This is a genomic window from Bradyrhizobium sp. P5_C11_2 (assembly GCF_054049755.1).
This window is the reverse complement of record NZ_JBFULT010000111.1, coordinates 1-15,425: the sequence shown is the minus strand read 5'-3', so window position 1 is coordinate 15,425 and position 15,425 is coordinate 1. Positions and strand designations below refer to the sequence as shown.

Annotated in this window: 16 protein-coding genes; 2 read left to right on the top strand and 14 right to left on the bottom strand. The window is 63.9% G+C overall.

All coding sequences use genetic code 11. The features are described from left to right. Positions 1-561: molybdopterin-dependent oxidoreductase (locus ACXJL8_RS13675; RefSeq protein ID WP_456685105.1), on the bottom strand; the 561-nt coding region annotated here is incomplete at its 3' end. A gap of 247 nt (positions 562-808) precedes the next feature. Here ACXJL8_RS13675 and ACXJL8_RS13670 point away from each other — a divergent pair. Then, positions 809-2,056, top strand: a complete 1,248-nt coding sequence (locus tag ACXJL8_RS13670; protein WP_456617617.1) for an oxalate decarboxylase family bicupin — start codon at positions 809-811, stop codon at positions 2,054-2,056. A 78-nt stretch (positions 2,057-2,134) separates the two neighbouring features. On the opposite strand, the gene cydB is transcribed toward ACXJL8_RS13670, so the two are convergent. The 13 genes from cydB to ACXJL8_RS13605 all read right to left on the bottom strand — a co-directional run bounded on the left by cydB (position 2,135) and on the right by ACXJL8_RS13605 (position 13,843). Then, a complete protein-coding gene (cydB, locus tag ACXJL8_RS13665; protein WP_456617618.1) occupies positions 2,135-3,121 on the bottom strand; it encodes a cytochrome d ubiquinol oxidase subunit II in 987 nt (328 codons plus the stop codon). A gap of 2 nt (positions 3,122-3,123) precedes the next feature. Continuing rightward, a complete protein-coding gene (locus tag ACXJL8_RS13660) occupies positions 3,124-4,533 on the bottom strand; it encodes a cytochrome ubiquinol oxidase subunit I (RefSeq protein ID WP_456617619.1) in 1,410 nt (469 codons plus the stop codon). Positions 4,534-4,551: 18 nt separating this feature from the next. Continuing rightward, positions 4,552-6,126: a malate dehydrogenase (quinone) gene (gene mqo / locus ACXJL8_RS13655; RefSeq protein WP_456617822.1), complete on the bottom strand. Its 1,575-nt coding sequence runs from the start codon at positions 6,124-6,126 to the stop codon at positions 4,552-4,554. 22 nt (positions 6,127-6,148) lie between these two features. Next, positions 6,149-6,553, bottom strand: coding sequence for a hypothetical protein (locus tag ACXJL8_RS13650; protein WP_456685104.1), 405 nt, complete (start codon positions 6,551-6,553; stop codon positions 6,149-6,151). A 17-nt stretch (positions 6,554-6,570) separates the two neighbouring features. Continuing rightward, a complete protein-coding gene (locus ACXJL8_RS13645) occupies positions 6,571-6,972 on the bottom strand; it encodes a hypothetical protein (RefSeq protein WP_456617621.1) in 402 nt (133 codons plus the stop codon). Between the two features lie 13 nt (positions 6,973-6,985). Beyond that, complete coding sequence (fumC, locus tag ACXJL8_RS13640) at positions 6,986-8,422, bottom strand: class II fumarate hydratase (protein ID WP_456617622.1); 1,437 nt, start codon at positions 8,420-8,422, stop codon at positions 6,986-6,988. Positions 8,423-8,607: 185 nt separating this feature from the next. Beyond that, positions 8,608-9,270, bottom strand: a complete 663-nt coding sequence (locus ACXJL8_RS13635) for a YoaK family protein (RefSeq protein WP_456617623.1) — start codon at positions 9,268-9,270, stop codon at positions 8,608-8,610. 18 nt (positions 9,271-9,288) lie between these two features. Beyond that, a complete protein-coding gene (gene fdhD, locus ACXJL8_RS13630; RefSeq protein WP_456617624.1) occupies positions 9,289-10,125 on the bottom strand; it encodes a formate dehydrogenase accessory sulfurtransferase FdhD in 837 nt (278 codons plus the stop codon). A gap of 3 nt (positions 10,126-10,128) precedes the next feature. Continuing rightward, positions 10,129-10,728 carry an HdeD family acid-resistance protein gene (locus ACXJL8_RS13625; protein WP_456617625.1) on the bottom strand — a complete coding sequence of 200 codons (600 nt, stop codon included), beginning with the start codon at positions 10,726-10,728 and terminating at the stop codon, positions 10,129-10,131. 211 nt (positions 10,729-10,939) lie between these two features. Continuing rightward, positions 10,940-11,563 (bottom strand): histidine kinase dimerization/phosphoacceptor domain -containing protein, encoded by a 624-nt coding sequence (locus tag ACXJL8_RS13620; RefSeq protein ID WP_456617626.1) that lies wholly within the window; start codon positions 11,561-11,563, stop codon positions 10,940-10,942. 38 nt (positions 11,564-11,601) lie between these two features. Beyond that, positions 11,602-12,102: a Dps family protein gene (locus tag ACXJL8_RS13615; protein WP_456685103.1), complete on the bottom strand. Its 501-nt coding sequence runs from the start codon at positions 12,100-12,102 to the stop codon at positions 11,602-11,604. 125 nt (positions 12,103-12,227) lie between these two features. Beyond that, positions 12,228-12,791: a cytochrome b gene (locus ACXJL8_RS13610; protein ID WP_456617628.1), complete on the bottom strand. Its 564-nt coding sequence runs from the start codon at positions 12,789-12,791 to the stop codon at positions 12,228-12,230. Then, on the bottom strand, positions 12,788-13,843 hold the full coding sequence (locus tag ACXJL8_RS13605) for a catalase family peroxidase (protein WP_456617629.1): 1,056 nt from the start codon (positions 13,841-13,843) through the stop codon (positions 12,788-12,790). Before ACXJL8_RS13605 ends, ACXJL8_RS13610 begins: the two co-directional genes overlap by 4 nt. A gap of 380 nt (positions 13,844-14,223) precedes the next feature. Here ACXJL8_RS13605 and ACXJL8_RS13600 point away from each other — a divergent pair, with 380 nt between their 5' ends. Continuing rightward, a complete protein-coding gene (locus ACXJL8_RS13600; RefSeq protein WP_456617823.1) occupies positions 14,224-15,117 on the top strand; it encodes an SDR family NAD(P)-dependent oxidoreductase in 894 nt (297 codons plus the stop codon). The last annotated feature ends 308 nt before the right edge of the window (positions 15,118-15,425 follow it).

Genomic DNA, 15,425 nt, shown 5'->3' with positions numbered 1-15,425 from the left:
GGTCGCCTCATGGCACATGTTGGAACAGTCGGGAAAGTTGTTGGTGCCGTATTCGCGCACGAACAGCTGGTAGAGGAAGGCGGCTTCGTTCGAGGTTCGCCCGGACGTGTAGAAGTCCGCCATGTTCGGGTCCGGCAGCGCCCTGAGCTGGCGACCGATCATGTCGAAGGCATCGCTCCACTCCACCGGGAGGTAGCGGTCGGAGGCAGCGTCATAGGCCATCGGATGCGTGAGACGTCCGACCATCTCGAGATCATAGTCGCCCCATCCCGCGAGCTCGGTGACGGTGTGCTCGGCGAAGAACTCCGGCGCGCAGCGCTTGGACGTCGCTTCCCAGGCAATCGCCTTGCCGCCATTCTCGCAGAACTCGAATGAAGAGGTGTGTTTCGGATCAGGCCAGGCGCAGCCGGGGCAGTCGAAGCCCTCCGGCTGATTCATGCGGCTCAGCGTCGCCGCGCCCTTCACCGGAATCCGCTGCACCAGCAGGGCCTCGCTGAGCGCCTTGAGAGCGCCCCATCCGCCGGCCGGTTCACGGTAGGGACGCACCGATTTCCTGGTCATTTCAATATCTCTCAATATCGCAGTCGTCCCGCCAGTTAAGGGCTGCCCCGATGGAAGCGTCTTTTCAAATCAGAGCTCGAATTTCTCAATTGCACAGCTTTGGTCCGGACCGTGCGCCTGAAGCAGCCAGTGCATTCCGGAAAAAGGAACGCCGTTCGCGGAAGCTGAGCCGGCCGTCAGAAACTAGTCTGGACGCTTGGAGCCCGTCGCGACACTGGGCTCGCGACACTTTTCAGGAGCGACCAACATGTTTTCACGACGTGATTTGCTGGCCATGTCGGCGGCTGGTGCCGCCATGGTCGGCTCCAGCGCACAAGCAGCAACCTTCGGCAATCCGGATGAGCCGCCGCAAGGCGCCGTGAATGCCAAGGGACCCGGAAGCCTGACCGATCCCGGTCCGCAAGACCCGGCGCTCGCCAGGCAGTTTCCCTCGGAGCAGACGCCGCCGGCAACCGACGTCGGCGGCCTGCCGTTGAACTGGTCTTCCTTCAACAATGCGTCGAGGCGCATCCAGAACGGCGGCTGGGCCCGGCAGGTCACGGTCGAGGATTTCGCAATCTCAAAGGAAATATCCGGCGTCAACATGCGGCTTTCCGCGGGCGGCATCCGCGAGCTGCATTGGCATCAGGCGGCCGAATGGGCGATCATGACATCCGGCAACTGCCGCATCACGGTGCTCGATGTCCAGGGCCGCCCCTATGTCGCCGATCTCAAACCCGGCGACCTCTGGTATTTTCCAGCAGGCGCGCCGCATTCGCTGCAAGGACTTGGCCCCGACGGCTGCGAATTCGTGATCTGCTTCGACGACGGCCACGCCAGCGAGTTCAACACGCTCCTGGTGACGGATTGGCTCGCCCACACGCCTCCAGAGGTACTGGCCAAGAACTTCGGGGTCCCGGCCGAATCCTTCGCCAAGATTCCGCTTCACGATCTCTGGATCTTCCAGGGCACGTTGCCCGGCGATCTTGCTGCAGATCGTGCGGCGGTCGCCAAGCATGCCGAAGCGCCACCCTACCCGTTCGTCCATTCGCTCGGCAGCTCGGCTCCGGTCAAGGAAAGTTCCGCCGGAAGCATCCGCCTCGCCGATAGCACCAACTTCAAGGTAGCCACCACCGTCGCGGCAGCACTAGTGACGATGCCCCCAGGCGCCATCAGGGAGATGCACTGGCATCCGAACGCGGACGAGTGGCAGTACTACATCAAGGGCAAGGCGCGGATGACCGTGTTCAATACCGGTCCCAACGCGTTGACGACGAATTTTGCCGCCGGCGACATCGGTTATGTCCCGCGCAATCTCGGCCATTATGTCGAGAATGTCGGCGACACCGAGCTGCAATTCGTCGGCGTGTTCCGCGCGCCTCGCTACGAGGAGGTGTCGCTCTCCGATTGGCTGACGCATACACCGCCAAAACTGGTCGCCCAGCACTTCAACATCGACGAGAAGCTGATCGCCCGGTGGCCGGACAACAGCCCCGGCATCATGCCGAAGGCCTGAACGACGGGATCACGAATGAGAAAGGCGCCGGAGACGGCGCCTTTCCTTTCTTGCGGCATTTTCGGCGTCGTGCGGGCCTCAATAGTGATCCGCCGCGGAGACGGCCTTGCCACGGAAGATGCGATAGCCGACCGCGACATAGAGCAGCATCAACGGGAATACGAACAGGCCCGCGCCCCAGAACATGAAGGCGAGACTCGCATGGGGCGCCGCGGCCTGCTCGATCGTGACGACGAAGGGGATCATGTAGGGCCAGAACGACAGGGCCAGCGTTCCGAAGGCCGACACGAAGATCAGCGAGACCATGTGAAACGGCCAATAATCGTCGTGGCGCAGGATGCTCCTGGCGAGCATCGCCGCAGCGCCGGCGCCGACCAGTGGAAACACCAACAGATAGGGACGGTCGATCCAGCGGTGCAGAATCGGAAGATGTTCGGCGAGCGCGTAGACGAAGACGATGACCAGGAATGCCAGGACACCGACCGCCAGCGGCGGGATCTGACGCCGCGCGTCGTCCCGAACCGGGCCTTCGCACTTCCTCACCAGCCAACACGCGCCGAGCAGCGCGTAACCAAAGCAGAGTCCGATCCCGCACAGCACGGAGAAGGCCGTCAGCCAACCGAAGGTGCCGCCGGTATATTCACCGTTCGAGAATTGAAGTCCCTGGACGAGGGCGCCGACCATCGCCCCCTGCATGAAGCTCGCGGCCAACGAGCCTGCCGAGAAGCTGACGTCCCAGACCCAGCGCGAGCGCTGCGCCTTGCCGCGAAATTCGAATGCCACGCCGCGCAGGATCAATCCGAGCAGCATCACCACGACCGGGATATAGAAGGCCGGCATCACCATGGCATAGACCGCGGGAAAGGCGCCCCACATGATCACGCCCGTGACGATCAGCCAGGTTTCATTGCCATCCCAGACCGGAGCAATCGTGCCCAGCATATCGTCCCGCTTCGCCTTCCCGTTGGCCAGGCCGAACAGCATGCCGACGCCGAGGTCGAACCCGTCGAGGAGGAGGTAGATCAGAATGCTGATGGCAAGGAGCGCAACCCAGAACATCACCATGGTTATTCTCCCGCCTTGATAAAGCTGCGCGTCTCCGCCGCCCGGTCGGCGAGCGACATCGGCCGATTTGGCACGGGGATGTGCAGCGGCTTGCCGCCGAGCCCCGCCGGACCGGCGCGCAGCAGCCGGTAGATGTAGTAGGTGCCGAACGAGAAGATGAAGGCGTAGACCGCGACGAACAGGATCAGCGAAGCCGTCGCGGCCGCCGCGGTCAGGGACGGCGTTACCGCATCGGCGGTCCGCAGCACCCCGTAGACGGTCCAGGGCTGACGGCCCACTTCCGCGGTGTACCAGCCGGTGAGGATCGCGATCCACGGCAACGGAAAGCTGAGGAAGATACCCCAAAGCAGCAGGCGGCTCCGCTCGAGGCGACGCTTGAGGCCGAGCCAGGTCCCGAGCCACGCCAGCCCCAGCATCACAAGCCCGCAACCGACCATGATGCGGAAGGTGAAGAACGGGATCACCACCGGCGGCCGGTCCTCGGGCGCGAAGCTGGTCAGACCGACCTCCTTCGAGGTCAGACTCATGCTCCCGATGATGCTCCCGAGAACCGGAATCGATATGGCGTATTTGTTGGATTCGGTGGCGGAATCGGGGATCCCGATCAGCACCTCTGAGGCCGGCTGCTCGTCATGCCAGCGAGCCTCGATCGCGGCGAACTTGACCGGCTGGTAATCGTGGACATAGTCGCCGACGAGATGACCGATGAAGAGCTGGACCGGAAGCAGCACCGCTGCGAGCGCAAGGCCCATGTGCAGCATCACGAGCGCCTCGGGACGATAGGTCCGCCGCAACAGATACCACGCGCCAGTTGCCGCCACGCAGAACGCGCCGGTCAGGTAGGACGCGAGCAGCATGTGCGGAAACCGGACCCAGACCACCCGGTTGAAGATGATCTGCGCCCAGTCGTCGGGCACGAACTGACCATTCTGCATGACGTAGCCGGTCGGCACCTGCATCCAGCTGTTGTTGACCATGATCCAGAACGCCGAAAGCGTCGTTCCGAGCGCCACCATGGCTGTGGAGAACAGGTAGAACCAGGGCGGCACCCGGGTCCGCCCGAAGATGAGGATGCCGAAGAAGCTCGCTTCCAGCATGAAGGCGGTGAAGGTCTCGTAGGACAGCAGCGGCCCCTGGATCGGCCCTGACATCTTCGAGAGCACGCTCCAGTTCGTTCCGAACTGGAATGCCATCACGACGCCCGAGACCACGCCCATGCCAAAGGCGACGCCGAAGATCTTGAGCCAGAACTCGAACAGGGTCCGGTAGACCGACTTGCCGCTGTACAAGTGCATCGCTTCGAGCACGGTGAGCCAGGCGGCAAGCCCGATCGTGAATGCCGGGAAGATGATGTGAAACGAGATGGTGAAGGCAAATTGCAGCCGTGAGAGGAGCAGCGCCGTCGGATCCATCGCAAAGCCCCCCTTGGCTCAGGCTCGTTTCGCAGCCGATGGCGCGCGTGCGGCCGGCCGCTGGATGTCGTCGACCTTGAGGACCGCGGCTGTCGCTGCGCGAATCTGACGACAGAACTCCGCGTCATCGATCAGCGACACGCCATAGGACGGGATGATCTTCTTCAGCTTCGGCAGCCAGGCGCTCGCCGTCAGCTCGCGGGCGAAGCACTTCTCCAGCACGCTGATGGCGATGAATGCCGCGGTGGAGGCGCCCGGCGAGGCGCCGAGCAAGGCCACCAGCGAATGATCGTCCGCGCCGACGAGCTCGGTCCCGAACTCGAGCAGCCCACCCCGCTTGACGTCGGGCTTGATGATCTGGACGCGCTGGCCCGCGACCTGCAATCGCCAGTCCTTCGGGTCGGCCTTCGGAAAATATTCGTCGAGCGCCGCAAGACGATGGCTCTCGGACTGCAGCACCTGCCCGACCAGATATTCGGTGAGATCGAAATTGTCGCGCGCCACCGAAAGCAGCGGCTTGACGTTGGCAGGACGAATAGATTCGAACAGGTCGAGCAGCGAGCCATGCTTGAGGAACTTGCTCGAGAAGCCCGCATAGGGGCCGAACAGCAGCGAGTGCTGACCGCCGATCACGCGCGTATCGAGATGCGGCACGGACATCGGCGGCGAGCCGACCGCGGCCTTGCCGTAGACCTTGGCATGGTGACGTTTGTTGATCTCCGGATCGTCGCAGCGCAGCCAGATTCCGCTGACGGGAAAACCGCCATAGCCGCGCCCCTCCGGGATGCCGGATTTCTCCAGCAGCGGCAGCGCACCGCCGCCGGCTCCGATGAAGACGAATTTTGCGCGGACCGAGCGGGTCTCGCCGCTCGCGGTGTCCCGCACTCCGACGCGCCACCGGCCGCCCTGCTCCCGGTCAAGACCGGTGACGCAGCTGTTGTAGTGGACCGCGCAGCCTGGCTGGCTGACGAGATGACCAACCAGCAGATGCGTCAACGAGCCGTAATCGACGTCGGTGCCGGTGATGATGCGCGTTGCGGCAACCGGTTCGTCGCCGCTCCTTCCGTCCATCACCAGCGGCGCCCATTCGGCAATCTGCCTCGGATCCTCGGTATGTTCCATGCCCTCATAGCAATGATGGGCCGACATCGCCTTGAACCGCTTGCCGAGGAACGCGACGTTCTCCGCACCGTGCACGAAGCTCATATGCGGCACCGGATGGATGAAGGCGCACGGATCCGCAATCGCCCCCTTGTCGATCAGGTAGGACCAGAGCTGCCGGGAGAGGTCGAACTCGACGTTGACCTGGAGCGCCTTGGAGATGTCGATACTGCCGTCGGGCCGCTGCGGCGTGTAGTTCATCTCGCAGTTCGCCGCATGTCCGGTACCGGCATTGTTCCAGGAGTCGGAGCTTTCCAGCGCGCAATCCGCCAAAACCTCGAACGCCTGGATCGAGAGAGACGGCTCCAGCTCCTTGAGGAGGACGCCGAGCGTGGCGCTCATGATGCCTGCGCCGATGAGGACAACGTCGATTTCGCGGTCGGAGGTTGCTTGCATGGTCGTTTCTCTTCGTTGAGCGTTGCTGTTCTGGATTGCGCGATTCTGGATTGCTCGATCAGGCCCCGACCGATTGCCGCGCTTTGGCGCGGAACGGCACAACGGCTCCCGGTCGCAGGATCAAATAGGCACGGCGCCAGGACGAATCGTCCGTCAGTTTCCAGCTGTGTCCCGAGCCCACGGTGTCTTCGGCAAGCAGGATGTTGCCGGGATGAAGCAGGAAGTGATGGCCGTCACGGGTCTGGAAATCGAGCGTTCCGCTCAGCGTGATCACCAGCTGGCGGATCGGCGCGGTGTGCCAGGCGAAAGCCCCGCCCGATTCGGTTTMCTGGAACGAGACGCTGGCGACATCGATCTTGCCAGTCAGCAAGTCGCCACGCTGGCCCGGCTCAAGCTCAATGACGCCTTCCTCGAAATGCGAGTTGTTGTCCTGTCCGGTCCATAGGCGCACACAACGGATCATGGTTTCTGTCCTTGCTGTTATTGCATTGCTTGCGGAGTGGTCGTCGGGCGGAACGGCACCACGGCATCCGGTTCGAGCGGCGTGTAGAGGCGGCGCCACGGCTCCTCGTCCAACATGGTCCAATTGTGGCCCGCTCCGCTGACATCTTCCGTGAACAGGACGTCGCCCGGATGAAGCACGAAGCTTCCGTCCGATGTCTCGAACCGCAGCGTGCCGCTCAGGGACATGACGAGCTGCCGCACGGCATCCGGATGCCATCCGAGTTTCGGATCCACATCCGTCTCGTGGAACGACGCGGCGCCGACCTGAAGCTTCGCGCTGAGTGCGTCGCCCCTGGCTCCGCGCTCGAGCTCGATGACACCTTCCTCGAAGTGCGACTTGCCGTCCGCACCCGTCCAAAGTTTGACGCACCGGATCATCGCGTCGGCTCCTTCAGCCGGCCTTCGCGCCGATTGCGAGCGGCACCTTGATCTCGGCAACATAGGGTTTGACCATCTTGGCGGGATCCACGATGCGGTCGAACTCCGGCTCGGTCACGAAACCGAGCTTCAGCGCCGCCGACTTCAGGGTGAGGTCATTGTCCATCGCGTAATGCGCGATCCGCGACGCCTTGTCGTAGCCGATCACCGGCGCCAGCGCGGTCACAAGCATCAGCGACCTGTCGACATACTCCTTGATCTTCTTGCGGTTCGGTTCGGTGCCCTCGACGAGGAAGGTGCGGAAGTTCGTGCAACCGTCGGTGAGAATGGTGACGGACTGCGCGATGTTGTGGATGATCAGCGGCTTGTAGACGTTCATTTCCAGGTAGCCGCCGGCTCCGCCGAACCCGACGGCGACGTCGTTCGCCATCACCTGCACGGCAATCATCGTCAGCGCTTCCGCCTGCGTCGGATTGACCTTGCCCGGCATGATCGAGGAACCCGGCTCGTTCTCGGGGATCAGCAATTCGGCGAAGCCCGCGCGCGGACCGCAGGACATCAGACGGATGTCATTGGCGATCTTGTAGAGCGAGCCGGCGAGCGTGCGGAGAGTGCCGGACAGCTGCACCAACGCATCGTGCGCGCCCTGCACGGCGAACTTGTTCGGCGCGCTGACGAAGGGCAGTCCCGTCAGCCGTGCGATTTCGGCAGCAACGGCCTCGGCGAAGCCCGGGGCCGCATTGATCCCGGTGCCGACCGCCGTGCCGCCCAATGCGAGCCGGAACACGCCCTTGAGCGCGTCGTCGATACGCGCCAGATCGTCGGCGAGCATGCCCGCGTAACCGGACCACTCCTGTCCCAGCGTCAGCGGGGTCGCATCCTGCATGTGGGTTCGGCCGATCTTGACGACGTCGTCCCACTGGTCCGCCTTTCCAGCGATCGCGTCATGCAGTGCCTCGACCGCCGGCACGAGACGCTGCGTCACGTTCATGGCGGCCGCGATGTACATGGCCGACGGAAAGCTGTCGTTCGACGACTGCGACATGTTGACGTGATCGTTCGGGTGGACCGGGTGCTTGCTCCCGAGCGGCGTGCCTGCGAGCTGGCAGCATCGGTTCGAGATCACCTCGTTCACGTTCATGTTGAACTGCGTTCCGCTGCCCGTCATCCAGACGTGAAGCGGAAACATGTCCTGATGCTGGCCGGCGAGTATCTCGTCGCAGACATGGACGATCAGCTTGTGGATCTTGCCATCCAGACGCCCGCCGGCACAATTTGCGTTCGCAGCCGCTTTCTTCAGGATCGCGTAGGACTGGATCATCTCACGCGGCATCAGGTCCTTGCCGATGCTGAAATGCTCCAGCGAGCGCTGCGTCTGGGCACCCCAGAGCTTGTCAGCGGCAACGTCGACTTCGCCCAGGCTGTCTGTCTCTTTACGGAGATCGTTCATCCTTGCCTCTCGTGGCAGTTGGTGTCGGAAGGGCCATCTCGGCACTGCGGGAAAGCTTATGGTCCGCACGGCACGCGGGCTTCCGTGAACGAACGTCCTTTTGCGCAATGGCATGGTGGGCGCTTCGCGCATCGATGAGCGCGGGGCTGTCACGGGTGCAAAAAGTTCCGATCGACGACCGAGCGTCAGCGCGGCCGGCGGCAGAGCCAGAGAACGCACACCGACGACGCGATCGGCAGGGCAAGGCTCCACGCGCCCAACCACCTCGTCACGCAACCGCTGATGGCGGCTCCCAACAGGAACATCAGGCAAAGCAGGAGCATGGTTCCGGCGCCGCGTGCCGCATCACGATCGGACGTCGCAACGGACTGGTCGATGGCGCGGAGCATGTTGCCGGTGACGGTCATGGAGAGATACTTCCAGCGCTCGACCTGCCTGAAGCTGGCCGACTGCAGCGCGACACCAAAGGAGATTCCGGGGATCGCGACCATATCCGGAACGCGATGAAGCAATAGCATCATTGCTGCCAGGCAGGCGATCTCTCCGGCGAGGCAGAGCAGCGGCGCCCGGATGCGGATCGCGATCGACGCGCCGAGGAGAAAGGCGGCAATCGGAAGCAGATGGTGGACCGCCTGCTGCCATTGGCCGGACATGGCGTAGACGCCGAGGAACACGACATTGCCGGTTTGCGAACTTGCAAACACGCCGCCGAGCGAGAGCCAGGTAAAGGCGTCGAGAAAGCCACCGGACATGCTCAGGAGAGATGCGACGAGAAGCGACCGCTCCGGAGCGTAGATGCCGACAGACGCCTCGACTTCCAGCTCTGGAGACACGGCCTGGATCGCCATATTCGTCCGCCCGTGAGATCAGCCGCCGGCGCGTCGCGCGGCCTCTTCAGGCAGCAGGACGCGGCGCGGGTGCGTGAATACGCCGTATCCGTCATCGCGGGCGATCGCGAGCAGCGTAATCCCCGCCTCGTCCGCAGTCCGGATTGCGAGTGCGGTCGGCGCGGAAACGGCCACGATGACCGGTGCGCCGATCATGGCCGCCTTCTGCACCATCTCGACCGAAACGCGGCTCGTCAGCAGCACGGCGCCATCGCAAGCCGATCTCCCCTCGCGAACGAGCGAACCGGCGAGCTTGTCGAGCGCATTGTGCCGGCCGACATCCTCCCTGACCGGGCCGATGCCGGTGCGAGGATGCCAGAACGCCGCCGCGTGGACCGACCGCGTCTGCTGATTCAGGATCTGGAGGGGAGACAGCGCCTGCATGGCGCCCAGCAAGTCCCGCGCGTGAAAGGCGTGGCTCCGGCTCGCCACCCGCGACGGCGCGCGGCGTGCCTGCTCGAGGCTCTCGATGCCGCATAGCCCGCATCCGACGGGGCCGCTGATGGCCCGGCGCCGCGCCGCCAGCGATGCCGCGCGGTCGCCATCGAGCCACATCCGCACCTCGATGCCGAGCTCGTTCGGGACCAGCTCGATGCTGCTGATCTCGTTCACGCGGTCGACGATGGCCTCGGTGAGGCTGAAACCGATCCCGAAATCTTCCAGATCGGCCGGCGTCCCCATCATCACGGCATGGGTCGACCCATTATACGTGAGCGCGATGGCGGTCTCCTCGGCGACCAATCGCGAAGCCGATTTGGTCTGACCGCCGCGCCAGGCAATTTCCCAATGCCGCGTGAATGTCGATCCCGTCATCATGGCTCACACTGTCGCCGGCTGGGCCGAATGGCGCGAAGCACGGCTCCTGAGCGCGATCCCGAAAGCGATGAATCCCCATCCCTGGAAGATCAGGTCGACGACCAGCATCGCACCGAGCAGCCACAGGCCGATGGCGGGCCAGCTCGCGATCAGCAGGACGCCGACGCAGAAGGTCAGAACGCCGGCAGCCGCGATCCAGCGCCAGCCCGCGGCCGGCCGCATATGGAAGCCGGCCCAGATCCGTATCGCCCCGGCGACGACCAGGAAGGCGCACACCACGAGGGACAGCGTGAACGAGGCCAGGATCGGGTCGTAGAGGATGATGACGCCCGCGGCTCCATAGACGATCCCCGCGAGCAGCCAAAACAGGAATCCACGGAGGCCGCGCACCGAAAAGGCATGCACGATCTGGAAAATGCCGGCGGCCGCCATGGTGGCGCCGATGACCAGCACGGAAGCGAGGCTCGCCGCCATCAGATTTGCGGATGCAACACCGCCGAGGATCAGTTCACCGACCCCCAGCGCAACGAACCAGCCCCATTTTCCGGTGATCGCGTGGATGGCCTTACCGAGCGAGGTCTTCGAGTTCGATATATCAGTCATGGCTTGACCCTTGTTCGCAGACCGGTCCGCCGGTCATGAATGGGCGCAAGCGTACAAAGATCGGCCCTGGGCCATCTTTCGAGGACGCAGCGATATTATTTCATCCGCACGATGCGGATCGTCGCGAGAGAAGCGGGCAATGGACGGGCGCGTAGCCGACAGACCCGCCCAGCAGCGAGCCCGGCGGCAGGCGTCACGGCACGATCCACGACTAACGCGGGACGTTCACGACGGTCCTGGTCCCATCGGGTCCGACGGAAACATCGACCGTTCCGTGCAGATGCGCGGCGAGCGTCTCGACGATGGATCGGTCTTCTTCCCGATACCGGCTCTCGTCGAATGGGCCATTGTCCGTGATGCAGCACGCGATCGACGTTGCCGTCCCCCGCACTTCGAGATGAATGGCGCCTGCCCCGCCATGGGCGACGTGGCGCGCCGCATTGGTGATCGCTTCGAAGACGATCATCCCCAACAGCCAGCAGCGCTCGGAGTTGATCTTCAGCGGGTGCAGCAGAAGTGAGAGCGCAATCCCCTCGCCTTCGAGGCTCGAGCGGCTGATCGACCGGCACAATTGCTGAAGATAGGCCGCGAGATCGACGGTGGTGGTGAACTGCGGCATTTGCAGCGCGCGGTAAAGCCGCGCGTGACTTTCCAGCCTGTCCTGCACGGAAGCGAGGGCAGCCCTCGCTTCCGCGCCGTCGCAGCGGTTGGCCGCCTTCGACACCAGATCGATCACCGAGGCAAGCTCGTCATCGATCCGATGCGCGAAATCGCGCAAAAGCAGGCGCTCCGCCCTTACGTCGCCATCCGGCAGGAGGTCCGAGAGGCTGCTCATCCTTCACCCGCTTCCCGGCCGAACGGCATGCGCTGCACTTACGAATTCGGACCGCTGCGGCCGGTCTCGTACAGGAACCAGACGCGCCGTTCCGTCTCGTCAATCCAGTTTTCCAGGAGGCTTGCGGTGGCGATATCGCCATATTCGTCGCAGAGCTCGTGGACCCGGCGCATTTCCCGCGTCAGCTGCTGATTGTCGCTGCGCAGCTCGGCCAGCATGTCCTGCGGATCGACATAGTCGGCGTCGTTGTCGAGAATGCGCTGCTCGCGTGCGATCTGGCCGATCGAGCGCAGCGTCGTTCCGCCGATCTTGYGCGCGCGCTCGGCGATGTCGTCGGTCATCGCGAAGATCTGGTCGGCCTGCTCGTCGAGCAGGAGGTGGTAGTCGCGAAAGTGGCGGCCCGATACGTGCCAGTGGAAGTTCTTGGTCTTCAGGTAGAGCGCGAAAACGTCGGCCAGCAGCGCCCTCAGCGCGGCTGGAACGTCCCGGTTCGCGTTGGCTCCGAGGTCCGTCGGGCTTTGGATATCTGCTTTGGTCATGGTCGGCATCCTTGTTGGAGGTTGAAAAATCCTAGCCGCCCGGCGCGCAAGCGGTCTTTCCGGCCCGCAGGAGCATTTTTGGATCGCACGCCTGCGACGGGCGCCTGCCGGCACGCTGGCCGCGTTCACTCCGCTCGTGTCATCCTGTCCCGCAGCGGCAGAAGCGCCATCGTCCCGAATACGCCATCGCGGCGGATCAATGCGTGGAACAGCCCCGCCGCCAGATGCAGCAGCACGAGGGCAAAGAACGCGAAGCCCAGATAGGCGTGGGCATTCCACAGCAGCGTGTGCACGCCGTCGCTCTGCGGCAGCAGCGGGGGAATTTGAATCCCGCCATACAGGACGACCGGATAGGCCGCGGCCCAGAGCATGCCGAGGCCGAGCACCGGCAAGACGATCATGAGACCATACAGGAGCTGGTGCGACAATCTCGCTCCGAGCTTCATGGTTCCCGGGAGATCGGCCGGCAATGGCGGCGCGCCGTAATACAGCCGCAACGCCAGCCTGATCAGGACGAGGACCAGCAGCGTGACGCCGAGCGTCTTGTGGAGCAGGATGAGCGGCAGATATTTCGGCGCGATGGTGGCGACCATCCCGGCGCCAATGAAAAGCATGGCCAGGATGCAAACCGCCATCAGCCAGTGCAGGAGCCGCTGGATCAGGGCAAAACGATGCGGAGCGGTGGTCATGGCTTGGCGGCCTCGGTTCGCGGATAATCCTTGGCCTCGGCAGCGCGCAGATCGTAGGACCTGCGGTAGACCGATGAGCGTGCAGCCGGGAACGGATCGTCCGATACCCGGATTCCCTGCGGCAGGACGGCCGGATCGAAGTTGATGTCGCGGCACGGCCCATCCCGCTCCGGCTCGATCCGCTGCACGATCAGCGTTCCGACCTGCACGGTGCGACGGGTCTCCGGCCACGGCTTGCTCGGGTCCGCGGTCGGATCGCCCGGATCGGCCACGGTCGTGACCATGGTCCATCGTAGCGGCCCGGCGCTCCGGACCCGTTCCGTGATCTCCTGCTCGAGAAAATCCGGACCGCGCTTTTCGAGGTCGGCCTGCGAGATCGGAACCGGTCGTGCCGAGGGCAGCAGCGACCATCGCACCGTGTGGTCGCCGCCCTTCGCATCCGTGAACACGAAGCTGTTGAGGCCGTGATAAGGCTCTTCCGCATAACTGCCGGTCCAGGGCGCCGTCTTGGCCCAGGCCGCGAAGGGACCGAATTCCGGATTTGCCTGGATGAACGCCTTCATCGCCTCCGGATCCTTCTTGCCGGATGCGATCAGCAGGTCGTGAAACGCCTGCGGCGTCGAAACTGCGAAGAACGGCGGGTTGATCATCGCCATCCGCCACGCCTCGCCATCCGCTGCCGTGATCTGCAATCCCATGCCGCGCACGCGCACGGTCGCATCGACCGCGTTCGGATCGGCGGTGCCGAGATTGAAACGGCCCAAGGCTGGATACCGACCCTGCTCGAACACCTTGGCCCGGGAGAGTTCCACGCCGTTTCCGTTCGCCTCGAACGTCCCGGTGAAGCAGATTCCCTTGGCATGATTTCGCCGGTGCCCGAGCGGCACGCCGCTTGGAGGCGTCAATGCTGCGATCATCCGCGCCGGGGTCAGGCGCTCGGGTGAGAGCCACCCTGCCGTATATGCGAACGCAGCGGCGCCACCGCCGAGGACGGCTGCAATCATGACGAGCGATCCAAGACCCGAGCGCGATGGCTTGCCTGGCAGATTCATTCGGTCTCCTCGCGCGCCCCGCGACCGCCTGGCGACCGGATACGCGCAGCCCCATTGTCGAGTAACGAGAGGTCGTTTTAGCGGGCCGCCGCGGCTGCGATCTTCTCAAACTCACGGCCAATTTCGCGAAGGCACGCCAGCTTCTGCCCGGCCTTCCTGGCTCGAGCCCTGGCCGGAGGCTCATACGACCCCGCTTCGGGCGTTCTGGAAATCTTTCGTGCGTTTTGAAAATCACACATCACGCTCGAAAGACCCGCCTTGCGGCGGGTCCTATGTCAGAGGCTCTCTCGCGAGGGCAGCGGCCCGAACACCAGACGATGGACCGCATCGCAACGTCGTTGCCCACTCTCGCGAAGGTCGCGCGCGCGATTGGGAATCCAATGAGCAAAGTGATCATTCTCACAGGAGCTGCAAACCGCATCGGACGGAGCACCTGCAAGGAACTGGTACGGGCGGGTCACACGGTCTACGTTTCAATGCGGAAAGCGGATGGCCCCAATGTGCACGGCCTCGATGAGGCCGGAGCAGAGACCGGCAACGACGGCGTCGGTCTTCGTCCCATCGAGTTCGACGTCTCCTCGGAAGCCTCCGTGAATTCGGCCATCGAAGCCATCATCGCCGAAGAAGGCCGCCTCGACGTCGTCGTGCACAATGCACGGCAGATCGTTTACGGACCRACCGAGGCCTTTACGCCGGAGCAGCTCGCCGAGCTCTACGATACCAACGTGCTGAACGCGCAGCGCCTCAATCGCGCGGCATTGCCACAATTRCGCAAGCAGGGCCAGGGGCTGCTGATATGGATCACGTCGAGCAGTGCGCGTGGCGGCTCCGTACCCTTCCTCGGCGCCTATGCCTCGTCAAAAGCCGCCATCGACGCGCTCGCGCTCGGTTATGCCGGCGAGCTCGCGCGTTGGGGCGTTGAGACAACCATCGTTGTTCCCAGCGCGCTCGGGCCCGGCCATTACCTTCGCTCCGGCCGGCCAGTGGACACCGCTCGGGCCGAGGAATATGCGGATGGCCCGACCGCCGACGTCAGCGAAATTGCGCTCTCAGGACTTGCGCAGCTTTCGCCGAGGGATCGAGCCCCGCAAGAGGTCGCGAGCGCCGTAGCCGATGTCGTGAACATGCCATTCGGCCAGCGCCCTCTGCGAGTTCATTTCGATCCGGATGACGACGGGGCCGCAGCCGTCGACGCCGTCGCCGACCACGCACGCGCGGAACTGCTCCGCCTGATCGGGCTGGAAGACATTCTCAAGCCGGCGTCCATTGGATAGGATCAAGTTCCGCAACCACCGCAATCGAGGTTTATTCCCCGAAAGATCGGAATATCTGTTGGAGTCCCCGTCCCAATATAGACGAAAGTGATTTGCCTCCCGCGGCGGTGATCCTTTACCCCGATACTGTCGAATGTTACCTTTGGCGCTGCCACTACGTTCATGCGTCTTGGTGCGCTTCCAAGTCATAGAACGTGACGCGTCGGTTGTCGGGTTGATATTCCCAAATGGCTCCCCGCTGGCAAAGCGACAATGCAACGGCCGCTGCCGGCCTCTCCACCCAAGAGACCTCCGCCCAAGAGGTCTTC